The organism is Sulfurimonas indica, assembly GCF_009192995.1.
Classification (GTDB): Bacteria; Campylobacterota; Campylobacteria; order Campylobacterales; family Sulfurimonadaceae; genus Sulfurimonas; species Sulfurimonas indica.
In genome coordinates this window covers 91667-108919 of the sequence record NZ_SDID01000009.1, presented here as the reverse complement: position 1 = coordinate 108919, position 17253 = coordinate 91667, and the positions used below count along the sequence as shown (strand labels likewise).

General features: G+C 38.8%; 16 protein-coding genes. 11 read left to right on the top strand and 5 right to left on the bottom strand.

The genetic code is table 11. The features are described 5' to 3' along the window. Positions 1–405 precede the first annotated feature (405 nt). A complete protein-coding gene (locus tag ES948_RS06440) occupies positions 406–1626 on the top strand; it encodes an OmpP1/FadL family transporter (protein WP_152184129.1) in 1221 nt (406 codons plus the stop codon). Between the two features lie 193 nt (positions 1627–1819). Here ES948_RS06440 and purM read toward each other — a convergent pair whose 3' ends face one another. Further along, on the bottom strand, positions 1820–2818 hold the full coding sequence (purM, locus tag ES948_RS06435; RefSeq protein WP_152184128.1) for a phosphoribosylformylglycinamidine cyclo-ligase: 999 nt from the start codon (positions 2816–2818) through the stop codon (positions 1820–1822). Next, a complete protein-coding gene (locus ES948_RS06430; protein WP_152184127.1) occupies positions 2818–3018 on the bottom strand; it encodes a YgaP family membrane protein in 201 nt (66 codons plus the stop codon). Before ES948_RS06430 ends, purM begins: the two co-directional genes overlap by 1 nt. A gap of 195 nt (positions 3019–3213) precedes the next feature. Between ES948_RS06430 and ES948_RS06425 the strand changes: the two genes are divergently transcribed. From ES948_RS06425 to dapF, 3 genes are all read left to right on the top strand, one after another. Next, on the top strand, positions 3214–3762 hold the full coding sequence (locus ES948_RS06425; RefSeq protein WP_152184126.1) for a spermine/spermidine synthase domain-containing protein: 549 nt from the start codon (positions 3214–3216) through the stop codon (positions 3760–3762). Beyond that, complete coding sequence (coaE, locus tag ES948_RS06420) at positions 3762–4358, top strand: dephospho-CoA kinase (RefSeq protein WP_152184125.1); 597 nt, start codon at positions 3762–3764, stop codon at positions 4356–4358. Before ES948_RS06425 ends, coaE begins: the two co-directional genes overlap by 1 nt. Positions 4359–4462: 104 nt before the next feature. Continuing rightward, positions 4463–5221 (top strand): diaminopimelate epimerase, encoded by a 759-nt coding sequence (dapF, locus tag ES948_RS06415; RefSeq protein ID WP_152184124.1) that lies wholly within the window; start codon positions 4463–4465, stop codon positions 5219–5221. An 11-nt stretch (positions 5222–5232) separates the two neighbouring features. Here the strand turns inward: dapF and prfA are convergent, their stop codons facing one another. After that, on the bottom strand, positions 5233–6300 hold the full coding sequence (gene prfA, locus ES948_RS06410) for a peptide chain release factor 1 (protein WP_152184123.1): 1068 nt from the start codon (positions 6298–6300) through the stop codon (positions 5233–5235). A gap of 12 nt (positions 6301–6312) precedes the next feature. Next, the gene (gene rpsT, locus ES948_RS06405) at positions 6313–6573 is read right to left on the bottom strand and encodes a 30S ribosomal protein S20 (protein ID WP_152184122.1); all 261 of its coding nucleotides are present in this window, start codon (positions 6571–6573) and stop codon (positions 6313–6315) included. Between the two features lie 208 nt (positions 6574–6781). Between rpsT and glmM the strand changes: the two genes are divergently transcribed. The 7 genes from glmM to ES948_RS06370 all read left to right on the top strand — a co-directional run bounded on the left by glmM (position 6782) and on the right by ES948_RS06370 (position 13710). Beyond that, positions 6782–8122, top strand: coding sequence for a phosphoglucosamine mutase (gene glmM / locus ES948_RS06400; RefSeq protein WP_152184121.1), 1341 nt, complete (start codon positions 6782–6784; stop codon positions 8120–8122). Beyond that, a complete protein-coding gene (gene lspA, locus ES948_RS06395; protein WP_152184120.1) occupies positions 8115–8570 on the top strand; it encodes a signal peptidase II in 456 nt (151 codons plus the stop codon). Before glmM ends, lspA begins: the two co-directional genes overlap by 8 nt. Positions 8571–8618: 48 nt before the next feature. Then, positions 8619–9914, top strand: a complete 1296-nt coding sequence (gene tig / locus ES948_RS06390) for a trigger factor (RefSeq protein WP_152184119.1) — start codon at positions 8619–8621, stop codon at positions 9912–9914. A 1-nt stretch (position 9915) separates the two neighbouring features. Beyond that, positions 9916–10506, top strand: a complete 591-nt coding sequence (gene clpP / locus ES948_RS06385; RefSeq protein WP_152184118.1) for an ATP-dependent Clp endopeptidase proteolytic subunit ClpP — start codon at positions 9916–9918, stop codon at positions 10504–10506. 12 nt (positions 10507–10518) lie between these two features. Beyond that, positions 10519–11574 carry a GGDEF domain-containing protein gene (locus tag ES948_RS06380; RefSeq protein ID WP_152184117.1) on the top strand — a complete coding sequence of 352 codons (1056 nt, stop codon included), beginning with the start codon at positions 10519–10521 and terminating at the stop codon, positions 11572–11574. Between the two features lie 16 nt (positions 11575–11590). Further along, positions 11591–12121, top strand: a complete 531-nt coding sequence (gene def / locus ES948_RS06375) for a peptide deformylase (protein WP_152184116.1) — start codon at positions 11591–11593, stop codon at positions 12119–12121. An 80-nt stretch (positions 12122–12201) separates the two neighbouring features. Next, the gene (locus ES948_RS06370; RefSeq protein WP_152184115.1) at positions 12202–13710 is read left to right on the top strand and encodes a YifB family Mg chelatase-like AAA ATPase; all 1509 of its coding nucleotides are present in this window, start codon (positions 12202–12204) and stop codon (positions 13708–13710) included. Here ES948_RS06370 and metH read toward each other — a convergent pair whose 3' ends face one another. Then, complete coding sequence (gene metH / locus ES948_RS06365; RefSeq protein ID WP_152184114.1) at positions 13711–17193, bottom strand: methionine synthase; 3483 nt, start codon at positions 17191–17193, stop codon at positions 13711–13713. Positions 17194–17253 lie beyond the last annotated feature (60 nt).

Here is a 17253-nt window from a genome sequence, read left to right as displayed (position 1 = left end):
TTTCCCTTTTTAAATCCCTAATCACTTTACTTTTTACACTCTTTTTACATTTTTTAAGTACTATTCTGTCATATATTTTTGTGATTAGAATGTGACAATTATGTTACAAAACTGCACAGTATTATTTTTTTATCACAATTTCCTTTTTATAAGATATCTTTTAATTTATGATGTTTTTTATCATTTTTACTGATATTTCCTCTTTAAAAGCCACTTTTATAAATAAAAACTATAAAAAAAACTACTATTTCCTATAATACAAGTGATTTTAATTGCAAATATAATATTTTTTTATATTGTTTACTTTTCATTTAAGATTCACTTAAAATTTAATCACCTATAATGCTTGCAATCGAAATAGCTTTATTGCTATCTCAATATTTTGATAACTCTTAAGGAGAGAAAATGAAAAAAACAATTAAATTGGCTCTAGTAGCTTCTTTAGCTTTAGGTGCAACTTCTGCATTTGCAACAAATGGTGCGGCATTAATCGGAATGGGTGCAAAAGCTCGTGGTATGGCTGGAACTGGAATCGGTATGAGCCATGGTGCAGAATCAGCTTTAGTGAATCCTGCTTTGATTACTTCTGTTGAGTCAACTGAAATCTCTTTTGGTGGTACACTTTTTATGCCAAATGTTAAAAACTCTAATGATTTAACACCTATTGGTGGAGCAAATGGAAGCGCAGACAGTGATGCTGATATGAATGTTATTCCAGAAGTATCTTTGGCTACAAAGATTAATGATAATTTTTATGTAGGTATCGGTATGTGGGGTACTGGTGGTATGGGTGTTGACTATCGTAAAGCAACAACTGATGCACAAATGAATATGGTTACAAATCTTCAATTAATGCAGTTTGGTGTACCTTTAGCATATAAATTGGATGCTTTTAGTATAGCAGTAACACCAATTTTACAATATGGTTCGTTGGATATCAACTATATTGCTCCAGCAGCATTTGGTGGTAATCAAAAAGGAGCAGGTGTTGCACAGGATTTACAATTTGGTTTTAATATAGGAGCTTCGTATGAATTAAATAATTTAACTGTTGGTGCTATATATAAATCTAAAATTGACATGAAATATGATGGAGTTTTATCAAATACTGTTGATTTATTTTCTTCAACAGGTGTATATAATAATGATAAGTTGTCTACACCTGCTGAAATTGGTATTGGTGCTTCTTATGTAATGGGTGAGCATACTGTAGCAATTGACTATAAGCAGATTCAATGGTCTGATGCAAAAGGGTATAAAGATTTTGAATGGGATGACCAAAATGTAATCTCTTTAGGTTATGAATATACAGCTGATACATGGGCTGCGCGTGTAGGTTATAATTATGCTTCAAGTCCAATTTCTGAGCAAAACTATACAGGTGTCAATTCTGCAAATTTATCTGCTGGTGTTGTTAATACATTTAACTTGTTAGGATTCCCAGGTATTGTTGAGTCTCACTATGCAATTGGTGGTACATTTAATCTTAATAAACAGACTTCAGTTGACTTAGCATTTAATTATGCTCCAGAAAAGACTGAAACATATGCTAACTTTGCTGGAAGTACAATTACAACGAAACACTCACAAACAGCTGTAAGTGCACAGCTAACATTTGACTTCTAGTCACTAAAAAGAAATTCTCCTCTCTTTTTAGCGTATCGCCTTTTGGCGGTACACTTTTCTTCTTTAAAAGTTTTTCATATTTATAAATTTACTTCTTTGGTTTTAGTGTTATGTTTTGTAGTAGTGATTGCAATATTTTGATTGTAGATTGAAGCCCAGATAGGCCTCAAGTTTTTTAGAAAGTAGTGTTGTATTAAATGAGTTTCGCTTCGCGAGGTCCCTCTTTTATCTCACCGATAAGATAAGAGCCATCTGCAGTTGCCAAAACTTTCTCGACATTAGCATCTTCTACAACGAAAATCATTCCTACACCCATATTAAATGCACGGAACATCTCATCTCTGTCGATGTGTTCACTCATAAGTTCAAAGATAGGAAGTACTTTGATGGCATCTTTTTGTACTTCTGCCATCAAGTTTTCAGGAAGTACACGAGGAAGGTTTTCTACGATTCCACCACCTGTGATGTGTGCCATGGCTACTATCTCATCTTTAAGTGCTTTAAATGTCTTTACATAGATGTTTGTAGGTTCTAGTAGAGTTTCGATGAGTGGTTTTCCATTAAACTCGTCATCGAATTTCATATTCATTTTTTCAAAAAGAACTTTTCTTGCAAGTGAGAAACCGTTTGAGTGCAGACCTGAAGATGGAAGTGCAATTAACTTGTGACCAGGGCGAACAAGGCTTACTCTATCCATCTCGCTCTTTTCTGCTACACCTACTGCAAAACCGGCAAGGTCATAATCATCTTCTGAGTACATTCCGGGCATCTCAGCCGTTTCACCACCAATAAGTGCACATTCACTTCTCACGCAGCCCTCAGCGATACCTGCTACTACATTTGTAGCGATATTTACATCAAGTTTACCTGTTGCATAGTAATCAAGAAAGAAGCTAGGAGTCCCAAAGTTACATATTAGGTCATTGACACACATAGCAACAAGGTCTATTCCTACAGTATTGTGAATACCGCTATCAATTGCAAGTTTGAGCTTTGTACCAACACCATCCGTTGCTGCAAGCATTACCGGCTCTGTAAATCCAGTTGGAAGCTCAAATGCACCTGCAAATGAACCGATGCCACCAAGAACACCTGGGATTTTTGTACTTTTGACTAAAGGTTTGATATTTTCAACAAAGTTGTTTCCTGCGTCTATGTCGACACCGGCATCTTTATAGGAAATTTGACTCATTATTTTTGCTCCGAATCTTGAGGTAAGTCACATTTTTTGCTGACAATGCAGAGTGGGCAGAAGTTTGCGATACCGGCTATGAGAGGGAGAATTCCCAAATAGAACCAGTAGATACCAGTAACAATACCAGCAGCGATAAGGGCAATGCCCAGGATGATACGAAAAACTCTACAAAACGATCTGATTTTATTAAAATCCATTGTGATACCTTTAGATTTATATTAATTTGTTGTAATTATATCTATAATTAAGTAAAATTAATCCAAAAGTGGATAAAATCCTCTTCAACTTCAGAAACTTATTAGTAAAATAAAAACGAGAACAAATCCTCGCTTCGATCATGAGCCTCTTATTTTATTTTACTAATAAGTTAAAAGTATAAGGATAATAAAATAATGAAAGATTTTATATATAATGAAATGATGGTACATGTACCACTATGTACGCATAAAGAGCCAAATAATGTACTTATAATCAGTAGTGAGGCTGCGCCTTTGGTAAGCGAGGTGCAAAAGCATATCGATGATATCAGCTGTGATGTAATCTCTGCAGATGCAAATGCTTTGCGTGAGGTAAAAGATGGTGCTTGTGATGTAGTGATTTGTGAACTTGAAAAAGACGCGGCAGTTTTAGCACATATCAATCGTGTTTTAAATGAGACAGGGCTTGTTGTTATGCCAATTAGCTCACTTGAAAATGAAGAAGAGAATAAAAACCTGATGAGTATCTTAGGCAAGTATGCAAAAATTGTAATGCCATATAATCTTGGGAATTGTGAGATGGCACTTTTGGCTTCAAAAGAGTACCATCCAACAGCGGACATCATCCTACAGCGTGCTGATATGCTTGATGGATTAGAGTATTATAATTCAGATGTACACCCTGCTGCATTTGCTATGGGAAACAATGTGCGTAAGGCATATAAAGGTATCATTAAAAACTAATGGCTTATGAGTATGCTATCGCACTGACCGGTTCCATCGCAACAGGAAAAAGCACTGTTGCTTCCCTGCTTGCTCTTAACGGAATGCGGGTTATTGATGCCGATAGTATCTCTCATAAGATTTTAGATGATTCGGTAGAGTGGGTGCGCGAGACTTTTGGGGATGAGTATATCTCCAATGGAAAAGTTGACCGTGCAAAACTCGGCTCTTTTATCTTCTCTCACGAAGATGCGAAAAAAATGCTTGAGGCATATCTGCATCCAAAGATAAAAGCAGAAATTGAGCGTCAAAGTGAAAAACAGGATAGCTTTAAATTTCCCTATCTTATCGATATTCCTCTCTTCTTTGAAAATGCCAACTATCCGATCAAAGATAGTGTTGTTGTTTATACGCCTAGTGAGATTCAGCTGGAGCGTTTTATGAAACGAAATGGCTACTCAGAGGAGGAGTCACGCAAGCGTATTGCTTCACAGTTACCGATTGATGAGAAACGCGATTGTGCAACATGGGTGATAGATAACTCAAAAAATCTCAAACACTTGCAAAATGAAGTAGAGAACTTTGTAGAGAAGATAAAAAAGATATATAATAAGTAAAAAAGAGTCGAAATAACTCTTCTTGCCGATAGGCAAAGCTTTAGTGACTGAATATAATTTTAGCTTTGCTGAAATTATATGAGATTTATTAATAGGAGACAAAGATGAAAGTAGCAAAATATAGTGCCAATGGAAATGATTTTGTAATATTCCATGCCGATAAAAAAGAAGAGCGCTATGATTTGGCACGTGAGCTTTGTCATCGTCAAGAGGGAATTGGTGCGGATGGGCTCATCGTTGTTGTGCCCCACGCAGAGTATGACTTTGAGTGGGAGTTTTATAACTCTGATGGAAGTCATGCAGATATGTGTGGTAATGGCAGTCGTGCTTGCGCGCACTATGCTTACAATAATAATCTCGCACCTGCAGTCATGGACTTTCTCACGGGTGCAGGTGTTATTCATGCAGAAGTGACAGACAATACGCCTAGAAGTGGTATGGTACTCTCAGAGCTTACTCCTCCTGAGATAATTGATGACTCTATAGAGTTTAATGGTCACTCTTGGTGGCTGGTAAATACAGGTGTTCCTCATTTAGTACGTTTTACAGATGATATTTCTCAGTTTGATATAGAAGAGGCACGTGAGCTTCGTTATGTCTATAATGCCAATGTCAATGTGATGTATGTTGAAGATGGCAACCTTCGTGTACGAACCTATGAACGTGGTGTAGAAGATGAGACTTTGGCTTGTGGAACTGGAATGGCAGCTTGTTTTTACAGAGCTTACAAAGAGGGTAAAGTACAAAATAACATTGAAGTTTATCCAACAAGTGGAGATACTCTTTATCTTGGTGTGAATGAGAGAACAATTACTTTTAAAGGGCGAGTGAAAAAGACCTTTGAGACGGAGTGGGAAGTTTAGAAGCGTGAGGACTAAAGTCCTGCAGCTTCAACAACTTTTGCTTGATTATCTGCGATAAGTGGTTCGATGATCTCATCAAAAAGACCACCGCTCATAATCTCATTTAAACGGTAAAGTGTCAAGTTGATTCTATGATCACTAATACGATTTTGCGGATAGTTGTAGGTTCGAATACGCCCGCTTCTATCACCAGTTCCTACCTGTGCAGCACGTTCTGCTGCATTTTCAGACTGTTGTTCTTGCATCTGTAGGTCATACAGACGCGCTTTTAAGACTTTCATCGCTTTTTCTTTGTTTTTATGTTGCGATTTTTGGTCCTGGTTTGTTACAACGATACCTGAAGGCAAGTGTGTGATACGAACAGCGGAGTCTGTAGTGTTTACCGACTGCCCACCACAACCACTTGAGCGCATAACATCGATTTTGAGATCATTTTCATTAATCTCAATCTCAACATCATCAACTTCAGGCATAACTGCTACTGTAATAGCAGAGGTATGAACACGACCTTGTGATTCTGTTTGTGGAACACGTTGAACACGGTGTGTTCCACCTTCATATTTCAACCGAGAATAAACCTGATCACCTTTAATGAGTGCGATGACCTCTTTATAGCCACCGGCATCACTCGGTGATGTACTCATAATCTCAATCTTCCAGCCTTTAAGGTCTGCATAGCGAGTGTATGCACCAAAGAGGTCACCTACGAAGATAGCTGCTTCATCTCCACCTGCACCTGCACGGAGCTCAACGATGATGTTTCTATCATCATTTGGATCTTTTGGAAGCATAAGCATTTTGATCTCTTCTTCGAGCTCAGGCACACGAGGCTCTAGCTCTTTTAGCTCCTCTTTTGCCATATCGCTCATTTCAGGGTCACTTAGCATCTCTTTTGAGTCTGCTATCTCTTCAATAAGTGCTTTGTACTCTTTTGCTTTTTCAACGATAGGTAAAAGGGAAGATTGTTCTTTTGAGAGCTCTGTCATCTTTTTAATGTCAGAAGTTATATCAGGTGAACTTAGCAGTTCGCTAAGTTCATTATAGCGGTTGATAAACGGAGTGAGTTTATCTGCTAACATATGGTGTTAGCCTTATATAGCGTTTACAGCTTTGTGAAGACGGCTTACTTTTCTAGCTGCAGTCTCTTTTTTAAGGATACCTTTACTAACAAATTTGTGAATCTGTTTGTTAGCGATTTGGAATGCTGCTTGTGCTTCTTCTTTGTTACCAGCTTCGATAGCTGAACGTACTGCTTTTACAATGTTTTTAAGACGAGTTCTATAGAAACGATTACGTTCTGTACGAACGATAGTCTGGCGAATTCTCTTAATTGATGACTTATGATTTGCCATATTAATGTGTCCTTTTTTGGGAAATAAGTGCGCAATAATAGCTTAAAGATAATTAAAATTAAGTTAAAGGGTGGTAAAATACTCGAAATTACTACAAATGTTTACACTAAGCTCCTAAAAAAGAGAGCAAATCCTCCCTTCGGTCTGAGTCTCTTTTTTAGAACCTTAAGTGCAAACAGAACGATTTTGAATATTAAAGTGAGCAAAAATGAGACTATTTGGAACAGACGGAGTGCGTGGTGAGGCTGGGAGTTTTTTAAGTGCTGAAGTGGCTATGAAACTGGCGATGGCAGCGGGAATATATCTCAAGCCTCACGCAGTAACAAACAAGCTTCTAGTAGGCAAGGATACACGAAGAAGCGGGTATATGATAGAGAATGCTCTTGTAAGTGGGCTTACGGCTGTTGGTTTTGATGTGGTTGAAGTAGGACCGATGCCGACACCTGCCATTGCATTCATCACGGAAAATATGCGTTGTGATGCGGGGATTATGATTTCAGCTTCACATAACTCTTTCGAAGATAATGGGATTAAATTTTTTGATGGACGTGGAGATAAGTTTTCAAGAGAGGTAGAGAAAAAGATAGAAGATATTTTCTTTGATGATGAAGCTCTGCGTGAGGCACAGGTCACTGGTAAAAAGATAGGAAAAGCAAAACGTATCGATGATGTTATCGGGCGTTATATTGTGCAGCTGAAAAACTCTTTTCCTGTAGAGATGACTTTGCAGGGCATGCGTATAGTACTCGATACTGCAAATGGAGCTGCGTACAAAGTAGGTCCTACTGTTTTAGAAGAGCTTGGTGCTGAGGTGATAGTATTACATGACAAACCGGATGGTTTTAACATTAATGAGGGGTGTGGAGCTCTGCATACAAAAGATCTGCAAAATGCAGTAGTCAAGTACAGAGCAGATTTGGGAATAGCCCTTGATGGAGATGCTGACAGGGTCGTTATCATAGATGAGCAGGGTGAGGTTGTTGATGGCGATCAGCTTTTAGGTTCACTGGGAGTCTATATGCATGAGAGAGGTGTGCTTCAAGGTGCTGGTATCGTTGCTACAGTGATGAGCAACAAAGGGCTTGATGATTATCTTGATGTTCACGGGCTCAAGCTCTATCGTTCGGATGTTGGTGATAAGAATGTTTTAGAGATTATGAAAAAAGAGGGTATTAATTTTGGTGGTGAGCAGAGCGGACATGTGATACTGCATGATTTTGCAAAGACTGGAGATGGTCTGGTATCTGCTCTTGCTGTTTTAGCACTTCTGATAGATAAAAAGAAAAAAGCTTCTGAGGCACTGCGTCCATTTGCTCTTTACCCTCAAAAACTAGTGAACTTGAATGTAAAAGAGAAAAAACCACTCAATAGCATTGAAGGTTTGTATGAAGAGTTAGCATCTCTTGAAAAGCAAGGTATACGTCAATTAATTCGCTACTCTGGAACAGAAAATAAGCTTCGAGTGCTGCTTGAAGCAAAAAATAGCAAGTTGATGGAAGAAAAAATGGATGTACTTGTGGCATTTTTTAAAAAAGCACTCAATGACTAACCATACACTACGACTTTTAGCAATACTCCTTTTTGCGCTTGCCGGTATCTTCATCATTGATCAAAATATAAAGTCCCTTTTTGTGGAAGGTTTTCGCTACTACACAGATTGTATTGATCTGATACTTGTATATAATAAAGGTGTGGCATTTTCGATGTTTGCATTTTTGGAGGAGTATCTCAAATATATTCAACTTCTTTTGGTTTTTGGTGTTCTTATCTATGTGATTTATCTGCAAAAAATCTGTTATGCACTTCCGGTTGGAATCCTTTTGGGAGGTGCATTTTCAAATATCTATGACAGATTTATTCATGAGGGTGTTGTCGATATGGTCTACTGGCACTGCGGATTTAATTTTGCTGTTTTTAATTTCGCTGATGTGATGATAGATTTGGCAGTGGTGTGGTTACTGATTTTGAACTTTAAACCTCACTTATGTAAAAGTTAGTACATTTTTGGTATAATTGCCCAAAATAATATAGTGCGAAGGAAATTGATGGAAATCAAAGCAAAAAAAATTAATGGCGCAAATGCTGAGATCGAAGCAGTAATCTCTATGGATGAGGTAAATGCTAATGTAGAAAAAATTGCTAAACAATTAAGCAAAACTGCAAATATTCAAGGGTTTAGAAAAGGAAAAGTTCCTGTAGCAATCATTAAAAAGCAGTATGGACAAAAACTTGTTGAAGATGCAGAAGCTGAAGCATTGCGTGAGGTGCTCTCTAAAGGTTTAGATGAGTTAAATGTTTCGAATGACTCTTTAATCGGTGAGCCGACTATTTCTAAGTTTGACAAAAGTGACGATAAAATCGAAGTAGCTATCAAAGTAGCACAGCGTCCGGAGATTAATCTTGATGATGTTGATAGTTTGGTACCAGACTTCAAAAAACCGGAAGTTACAGATAAAGAAGTAGATGAAAGAATCAAAGAGATCGCAGAAGGGCAAGCACCATTAGTAAACATCAAACGTAACCGTAAAATGAGAGAAGGTGATACTGCAGTAATCGACTTCGAAGGTTTTATTGATGGAAAGGCTTTTGAGGGAGGGGCTGCTGAGAATTTTGAACTTCTTTTAGGTTCAGGTCAGTTCATTCCAGGTTTTGAAGACCAGCTTATCGGTGTAAAACGTGATGAAGAAGTAGAGATCAATGTAACATTCCCAGAAAACTATGGTTCTAAAGATCTTGCTGGTAAAGATGCAATGTTCAAAGTAAAAGTAAACCAAATAAAAGTTAAAGATGAAGTAGAAGTAAATGATGAATTTGCACAAAAACTTTTAAGTAAAGAAGATGCTACAGTTGATGAACTTAAAACTGAAGTGAAAAAAGCATTAGAGCAAGAAAAACTTGCAAAACTTTACAATGAAGAGCTAAAACCAAAACTTTTAGAAGCACTTGTTGAAAAAATTGACTTTGATCTTCCAGAGTTTGTTGTTGACCAAGAGATCGATATGGCAGTAAATAAAAAAGCTTCTACTATGAGTGAAGATGAGATTAAAGAGCTGCGTGAGAACAAAGAGAAACTTGAAGAGTTACGTGAGTCTTTCCGTGATGAAGCAACAAAAAGTGTAAAAGCAACATTTATCATCGATGCACTTGCAGCAAAACTTGGTGTAAAAGTTGAAGAGCAAGAAGTAATGCAAACTATCTACTTTGAAGCAATGCAAATGGGTCAAGATCCACAAAAAGCATACGATCAGTATAAAGATGCAGGATACCTTCCGGCAATTCAGATGTCAATGGTAGAGGACAGAGTTCTCACTACACTTTTAAACAAGAAGATAGAAGAATAATATGAGCTATATTCCTTATGTAGTGGAAAAAACAGGGCGTGGTGAACGCTCTTATGATATCTACTCTCGTCTTTTAAAAGATAGAATCGTTATGCTTAGCGGTGAAGTAAATGATGCTGTTGCTTCTACAATTGTTGCACAGTTTTTGTTTCTTGAAGCAGAAGACCCTGAAAAAGATATCTACTTCTACATTAACTCTCCGGGTGGTGTAGTGACTGCCGGTATGGCAATATATGATACAATGAACTACATTCGTCCAAATGTAGCGACTATCTGTATTGGTCAAGCGGCGTCTATGGGTGCTTTTTTACTCTCTAGTGGAGAAAAAGGCAAGCGTTATGCACTGCCTCACGCACGTATCATGATTCATCAACCACTTGGTGGTGCGCAGGGTCAGGCAACGGACATCGCTATTCAGGCTGAAGAGATTCTTCGTATGAAAAAAGAGCTCAATGAAATCTTGGCAGCAAATACCGGTCAGGATGTAAAAACAGTGGAGCTTGATACAGACCGTGACAACTTTATGAGTGCCGCAGAAGCAAAAGAGTATGGTATGATTGATGAAGTTTTGCAAAAGAGCGACAAAGAGTAGAAGGAGTTAGAGATGGCAGGCACATTAAGAAAAAAAAAGAGTCGTAGAAATATTGATGAACCTAGTTCTGATGTAGATATGCCTGTTATCAGTGCTCTTGATATGGATAGTCCCTCAAGTGATATTGAAATCTATGCAAAAGAGGTTTTAAATGCCCTCACTGCAGATAATCTCCCACCGACACCAAATAACTTTTCACTTTACTTTGACAGACTTTTAGAAGATAAGAGTGAAAATCTTCGCAAACAGATTCACTCTATCTTGGAGCTTGAAGAGAATGATGAAGATGAAAACACCATTGCACTTGAACAAAGCCTTAAGCAGGGCTTTAGTTCTATAAAAGGCATCTTGGGAGTTACAGCTAATCTTTATAAGAACATGTCTTTGATGACAAAGATCTTAGAAAAAAGAAAGCAAGAGCTTGCTGATAAACCAGAAGCACAGGAAGCACTTGCAATCATTTCGACCTTAGAGAATGATGTAACAAAACTCAATACAATACTCAAAACACAAAGCATGCAGATGCGAACTATCTATGATGTTACTGCCAAGATAGTGAAAAATGTAGAGAATGAGACAATTTTTGACAATCAGTTTGGAGTTTACAATAAACGCTATCTTTTAACAAAGATTGAGCAGGAGATGGGGCTTATTAAAGAGTTCCATCATAAAAGTTCACTCATTATGATAGAGCTTTCTCGTGAACTTAAAAAGAGTGTTAACAATGAAAAAGCAGTACTCTTAATGGTTAGAACTATAGCAAGACTACTTCTGAAAACTTCAAGACGTAGTGATATAGTTGCACACTATGGCAATGGTGTTTTTTCAATGCTACTCAAACATACTGATATTGATAGTGCGAAAAAAGCAAGCGAACGTCTGTGTGAACTTGTTTCAAATTCAAACTTCTTCTTGGCAGACCGTGAGATTCAGCTGAAAATCTCAATTGGTGTAACAGACATCGACCCGGACTTTTCTGTCGAAGAGATAGTGGTGAGTGCATTAGATGGTATAGAAAAAGCGTATGAGTTAAAAAATTCAGATTATGCAGTTTCGCTTAGAAAATAGGAAACAGTTTTAAGAGATGAAGTTAAATATAGTAGAGTATCCAGATAAACGTCTGCGTGAGAAGTCCAAAGAGGTTAAAGTTTTTGATGAAAAACTTCATCAGCTTTTAGATGCAATGAACCCGTTGATGATAAATACAAACGGCATAGGGCTTGCAGCTATTCAAGTAGCACATCCTATTCGCGCGCTTATTTTAAACATTCCCGATGAGGATGGAGAGCAGCCTCCTGAAAATCTTTTAGAAATTATAAATCCGATTCTTGTAGAGAAGTCAGGTGAGACGACATATCAAGAAGGGTGTCTCAGTGTTCCTCAGTTTTATGAAGATATAAAACGCTATGAAAAAGTGACAATTAACTATCAAGATAGGGACGGTAATACTAAGACACTTGAAGCAGATGGGCTTTTAGCCATTGCGATTCAGCATGAGATGGACCATTTAGATGGTATCCTATTTATTGACAAACTCTCTTATGCACGTCGTAAAAAGTTTGAAAAAGAGTATAAAAAACTCCAAAAAGAGCGAAAAGCTAAAAAATCTGCATAATAAATATGGCATTTTGTCATATTCCTCCAAGTTAATTTAAAAACCCACTAAGATACAGATAACTACAATGAGGTTGCTGTATGAAAAAGATAAAGTGTGCTACAAACGAAGGTATAGAAGCCAAAGTTGTTGAGGTGGAAGCAACACTGACAAAAGGCTTACCGTCCTTTTCCATTGTTGGCATGGTCTCAACTGCCATATCAGAAGCTAAAGAGCGGGTAAAATCAGCACTGCTGAGTAATGAGTTTTCTTTTCCTCCAAAACGCATAACACTCAATCTCTCCCCAAGTGAACTCTCAAAATCAGGCTCTCATTTTGACCTGAGCATCGCACTTTTAATTTTGCTCAATGATGCAGTAGAAGATTTTGATGAGTGGTTCATTTTTGGTGAGCTTGGACTCTCAGGTGATGTCAAAGAGAACATACAGCTCTACCCTCTCATCCTCTCTTTGGCAAATCAAGGCTTGATAAGTAAGGTAATCGTACCGGCAGAATCATTAGAGAAGCTCTCTAAAATTCCAAATGTTGCTTTTTACGGAGTGAATACACTCAAAGAGGCAATGGAAGTTTTAAAAAATCAAAAGCAGATAACGCCATCAGTATCTAGCAGTGCTATAGAGTACCCTTTTTATGAACTGGGTGCTAAAAGATATTACTATGTTAAAGAGTATGAAGAGGATTTTATTGATGTAAAAGGTCAAGAAGTGGCAAAACGTGCAGCACTCATTGCAGCTGCGGGGATGCATAATCTGCTTTTAGAAGGTAGTCCCGGTTGTGGAAAAAGTATGATAGCCTCTCGGCTTCGCTATATCTTGCCACCAATGCAGATGTCAGAGATACTTGATTTTGCAAAACTGCAGGTCTTGGAAGGAAATGAACCGGACTTTAAACCGCATCGTCCTTTTAAAAATCCGCATCACAGCTCTACCCTTGCTTCTATTTTTGGAGGTGGGAGTCATAAAGCCCGCATCGGCGAAATAGGACTTGCGAATAATGGCATCTTATTCTTTGATGAGCTGCCATATTTTTCAAAATCAGTTCTAGAAGCTCTGCGTGAGCCTATGCAGGATAATAAGATCCGTATCTCACGTGTACATTCCAAAGTGGAATATCCGGCGAACTTTTTGTTTGTTGGAGCGATGAATCCATGCCCTTGTGCTAACCTTTTGGATGAGCACAAAGAGTGCAGATGTAATGAGCTAGAGATTCAAAAATATAAAAACAGACTCTCTGAGCCTTTTTTGGATCGTATTGACATCTCTGTGACGATGCAAAACGTCAAGTCTTATGATAAGCCAAGTTATTCTTCCAAAGAGTTGCATAAAAAAGTTGTTGAGGCACATATATTTGCAAGAAAAAGAGGACAAAACAGCTTTAATGCTAAGCTGGATGATGATGCGATAGAGCAGTATTGTGTAATGGATGAGGATGCAACAACTACTTTGGAAATGGCAGTTGAGCGTTTTCGTTTATCATTTAGGAGCATTAAAAAAGTACAAAAGGTTGCACGAACGGTAGCTGATTTGGATAGTTCGGAACGTATAAAAAAAGAGCACCTTTTAGAGGCACTCTCTTATAGACGTAGGTAGTTACACATTATAATATGTGGCTTCTGGATGATAAACCACTAATGCAGATGTTGATTGCTCCGGATGAATCTGAAAGGTTTCACTTAGCTCTATACCAAACTCTTGGGGTTTTAAAAGATTAAAGAGTGGACGATTAAGCTCTAAGTCCGGACAGGCTGCGTAACCAAAGGAGTAGCGACTTCCCTGATAGCGGTTCATGCGTACATCTGCTAATGTGTTTCCTTCATCTTTTGCGATGTTTAAATCAAGTCGTATCTGTTTATGAGCAATCTCTGCAAGTGCTTCTGCAAGCTCGACTCCTAGTCCGTGGAATTGGTAGTACTCTGTATAGTCTCCACGTTCATATATCTCACGCTCAACTTCACTCAGTTTGCTTCCTGCACTGACACAGGTAAGAGCAATGACATCATGACGGTCTGCATGGAAATAATCACTCAGAGCTCGGTGCGGTTTCTTTCTTTGTCTTGGGAAAGTAAATATCTCTTCTGCTCGCCCTATAACATTTTTGAGTGGCTCATGGTTTATTTCATCCTCAGAGTGCCACCCTTCACTCTCATCAAAGATAAGTAGAGAGTTGTCATCACTGCGACAAGGCCAATAGCCATAGAGGATCGTTGGTTCAAAGAGCTGTTCATCTATAAAGCGGCGTTTGAGCTTTTCATAAGCCGGCCAGACCACTTCATCAAGCTGTTTTTGATACTCCTCTTTGCTCATACCTTTTGATGTATATCCCCAGCGTGATTTAAAAAGAAGTTTATGGTTTATCCACTTAAAGGCCATCTCTACTTGTTGCTGTGTGAGCTTTATCTCACGGCGTCCCCAAAATGGAGGGGTTGGAATCGGAACCTCACGTGAAGGCATTTTTATCTCTTCGTAAGGAGGGATGATGACCTCTTTTTCCTCTTTCTTCTCAATTTCAGGAGCATCAGGATGGAGGTTTGTGTCCATATTGCCCGCCTCTATACGGCTCATGGCAGTAACCCCGTCAAAGGCATCCTTACAGTAAAAAATAGGACCGCTGTAAGCAGGACGACAAAAATCATCGATAAAACTGCGTGTCAGTGCCGCACCGCCAAGTAAAATCGGGATAGTGATGCCTTTTTCTTCCAATGTTTTAAGATTTTCAAGCATAACTTGTGTTGATTTTACAAGCAGCCCACTCATTCCAAGGGCTGAAACATGCCCCTCATTAAGAGTCTCTAAATACTGCTCAAGCTCTACTTTGATACCAAGGTTTTTCACTTTGTAACCATTATTAGAGAGAATGATATCAACAAGGTTTTTCCCAACATCATGTACATCTCCTTTTACCGTTCCAAGGACAAGAGTTGTATCGACCTCTTTTTCAACTTTTGGTAGGTAAGGGTTAAGATAATCAACCGTCTTTTTCATTGTTTCTGCAGATTGGAGTACAAAAGGAAGCTGCATCTGTCCTGAACCAAAGAGCTCACCGATAACTTTCATCGCATCGATTAAAATTTCATTGACAATGACTTCAGGAGCGATGCGGTGACGCACCTCTTCAACAAGAGGGATCATTCTATCTTTATCGCCATCCATCAAGAGTTTTGCAATTTTCTCTTCATCGCTCATCGCCAGATATTCAGCATCTTCAGCTTCATTATCAACAGCTTCTTTTGAGCTAAAGTGCTCAATGAATTTAAAGAGCGGGTCTTCTCCACGATTAAAGATAAGGTTGTCACAAATCTCTTGGTCTTCTTTGCTTATTTTGTTAATCGGAATGATATGTTTAACATTGATAATAACGGATGTCAGACCTGCTTCGAGACAGTGGTGTAAAAACATAGAGTTAAGGTATGGGCGTGCATCTTTATCAAGACCAAAAGAGATATTGGAGAGCCCAAGAGTAGTACCAACTTCAGGATGACGCTTACGCAGCTCACGAATGGCTTCAATGGTATTGATACCGGCATCAAGATACTCTTCATCACCAGACCCAAGTGTAAAGGTAAGCACATCAAAGACAAGGTCCTCTTTTTTAAGCCCATGACGCTCAGTTGCAAGTTTGATGATACGCTCAGCTATGGCGAGTTTATTTTCAACTGTTTTTGCCATTCCCACTTCATCGATAGTAAGACATACGAGGGCAGTACCAAACTTTTTAGCCAGTTGGCAAACCGCATCGAATTTTTCTTCACCATCTTCAAGATTTACAGAGTTTAAAATTGGACGACCACCGATGTTTTTCAGTGCGGTCTCTAATCCTTTTGTCTGTGTGGAGTCCGGCATAAGAGGGATAGGAATCTTTTGGTTGTACATCCCCATGACGGCATTCATATCTTTTGTCTCATCGCGACCGGCAAAACCGACATTGACATCAATAACATGTGCCCCGGCACGTACCTGTTGCTGTGCTACAGAGAGGGTACCTTCATAATCTTCGGCAAGCAGAAGCTCACGGAAGGCTTTTGAGCCTGTTGCATTTGAGCGTTCTCCCATAAGCAGAGGAGCAGGCTGTTGCATCAGTGGAACAGTATTAAAAAGAGAAGCCAGTGAGTTCTCCTGAGAACCACTTGGTGCTTTTGGTGTAATGTTTGCAACTCTGTCAACAAGAGCACGGATGTGTTGCGGAGTTGTTCCGCAGCAACCACCTAAAAAGCTCACACCATCATACTTTAAGAAATTTTCCTGCTTATCTGCAAACTCATTTGGTCCCATTGGGTAGTAGGTGTAACCTCCACGGTTTTGTGGCAGACCTGCATTTGCATGTACACTTATAGGTTTCCCCCAAAGCTCGGAGAGTGTTTTAACATGTTTTTCAACCTGCTCAGGTCCTGTTCCACAGTTAAACCCTAGAGAGATGATGTTAAAAGGTTCCATGATAGTTGCAATAGTTTGTGCATCTGTACCTATGAGCATCGAACCACTGAGCTCAATAGTAACAGAGACCATAATTGGAATATCTACCTCTTTTTGACGACAGGCTTCTTCACAAGCATGAAGAGCAGCTTTTATCTGAAGCGGATCCTGACAGGTTTCAAGAAGAAAAACATCTACACCACCATCGATGAGGGCGAGACAAAACTCTGTGTAGCCTTCATACATCTCATCATAAGTAATATGTCCGAGTGATGGCAGTTTTGTTCCTGGACCGATAGAGCCAAGACAAAAACGTGGATGCTCGGGAGTTGAGAACTTTTGGCACTGTTTTTTTACAAGCTCTGCTCCAGCCTTTGTGAGCTCATAGGCACGATGACCAATCTGATACTCATCCAAGACCCAGCTAAAAGAACCAAAAGTATTTGTCGTGATAAAATCTGCTCCAGCTGTAAGATAGGCACTGAAGATATCATTCATAATCTCGGGTGCTGTAACATTTAAGAGCTCATTACACCCTTCATTGCCTTCCCATGCCTCTTTTGGAATTTGATCGTCACGCTGTTGGAGTTGTGTACCCATTGCTCCATCAATGATAAGCGGGCGCTTCTTTATAGTCTCTAAGATATACTCTTGTGTTGTCATTGACACTCTTTTGCTTCTAAAATATTGAGGATATTTTATCGCATGAGGACATAAAAACTG

What these genes read in the sequence shown, in the direction of transcription:
- ES948_RS06430 (WP_152184127.1), bottom strand. Translation starts at nt 3,018, where the DNA reads ATGGATTTTAATAAAATCAGATCGTTTTGTAGAGTTTTTCGTATCATC.
- prfA (WP_152184123.1), bottom strand. Translation starts at nt 6,300, where the DNA reads ATGTTAGCAGATAAACTCACTCCGTTTATCAACCGCTATAATGAACTT.
- dapF (WP_152184124.1), top strand. Translation starts at nt 4,463, where the DNA reads ATGAAAGTAGCAAAATATAGTGCCAATGGAAATGATTTTGTAATATTC.
- ES948_RS06370 (WP_152184115.1), top strand. Translation starts at nt 12,202, where the DNA reads ATGAAAAAGATAAAGTGTGCTACAAACGAAGGTATAGAAGCCAAAGTT.
- purM (WP_152184128.1), bottom strand. Translation starts at nt 2,818, where the DNA reads ATGAGTCAAATTTCCTATAAAGATGCCGGTGTCGACATAGACGCAGGA.
- def (WP_152184116.1), top strand. Translation starts at nt 11,591, where the DNA reads ATGAAGTTAAATATAGTAGAGTATCCAGATAAACGTCTGCGTGAGAAG.
- ES948_RS06440 (WP_152184129.1), top strand. Translation starts at nt 406, where the DNA reads ATGAAAAAAACAATTAAATTGGCTCTAGTAGCTTCTTTAGCTTTAGGT.
- tig (WP_152184119.1), top strand. Translation starts at nt 8,619, where the DNA reads ATGGAAATCAAAGCAAAAAAAATTAATGGCGCAAATGCTGAGATCGAA.
- ES948_RS06380 (WP_152184117.1), top strand. Translation starts at nt 10,519, where the DNA reads ATGGCAGGCACATTAAGAAAAAAAAAGAGTCGTAGAAATATTGATGAA.
- clpP (WP_152184118.1), top strand. Translation starts at nt 9,916, where the DNA reads ATGAGCTATATTCCTTATGTAGTGGAAAAAACAGGGCGTGGTGAACGC.
- coaE (WP_152184125.1), top strand. Translation starts at nt 3,762, where the DNA reads ATGGCTTATGAGTATGCTATCGCACTGACCGGTTCCATCGCAACAGGA.
- metH (WP_152184114.1), bottom strand. Translation starts at nt 17,193, where the DNA reads ATGACAACACAAGAGTATATCTTAGAGACTATAAAGAAGCGCCCGCTT.
- glmM (WP_152184121.1), top strand. Translation starts at nt 6,782, where the DNA reads ATGAGACTATTTGGAACAGACGGAGTGCGTGGTGAGGCTGGGAGTTTT.
- rpsT (WP_152184122.1), bottom strand. Translation starts at nt 6,573, where the DNA reads ATGGCAAATCATAAGTCATCAATTAAGAGAATTCGCCAGACTATCGTT.
- lspA (WP_152184120.1), top strand. Translation starts at nt 8,115, where the DNA reads ATGACTAACCATACACTACGACTTTTAGCAATACTCCTTTTTGCGCTT.
- ES948_RS06425 (WP_152184126.1), top strand. Translation starts at nt 3,214, where the DNA reads ATGAAAGATTTTATATATAATGAAATGATGGTACATGTACCACTATGT.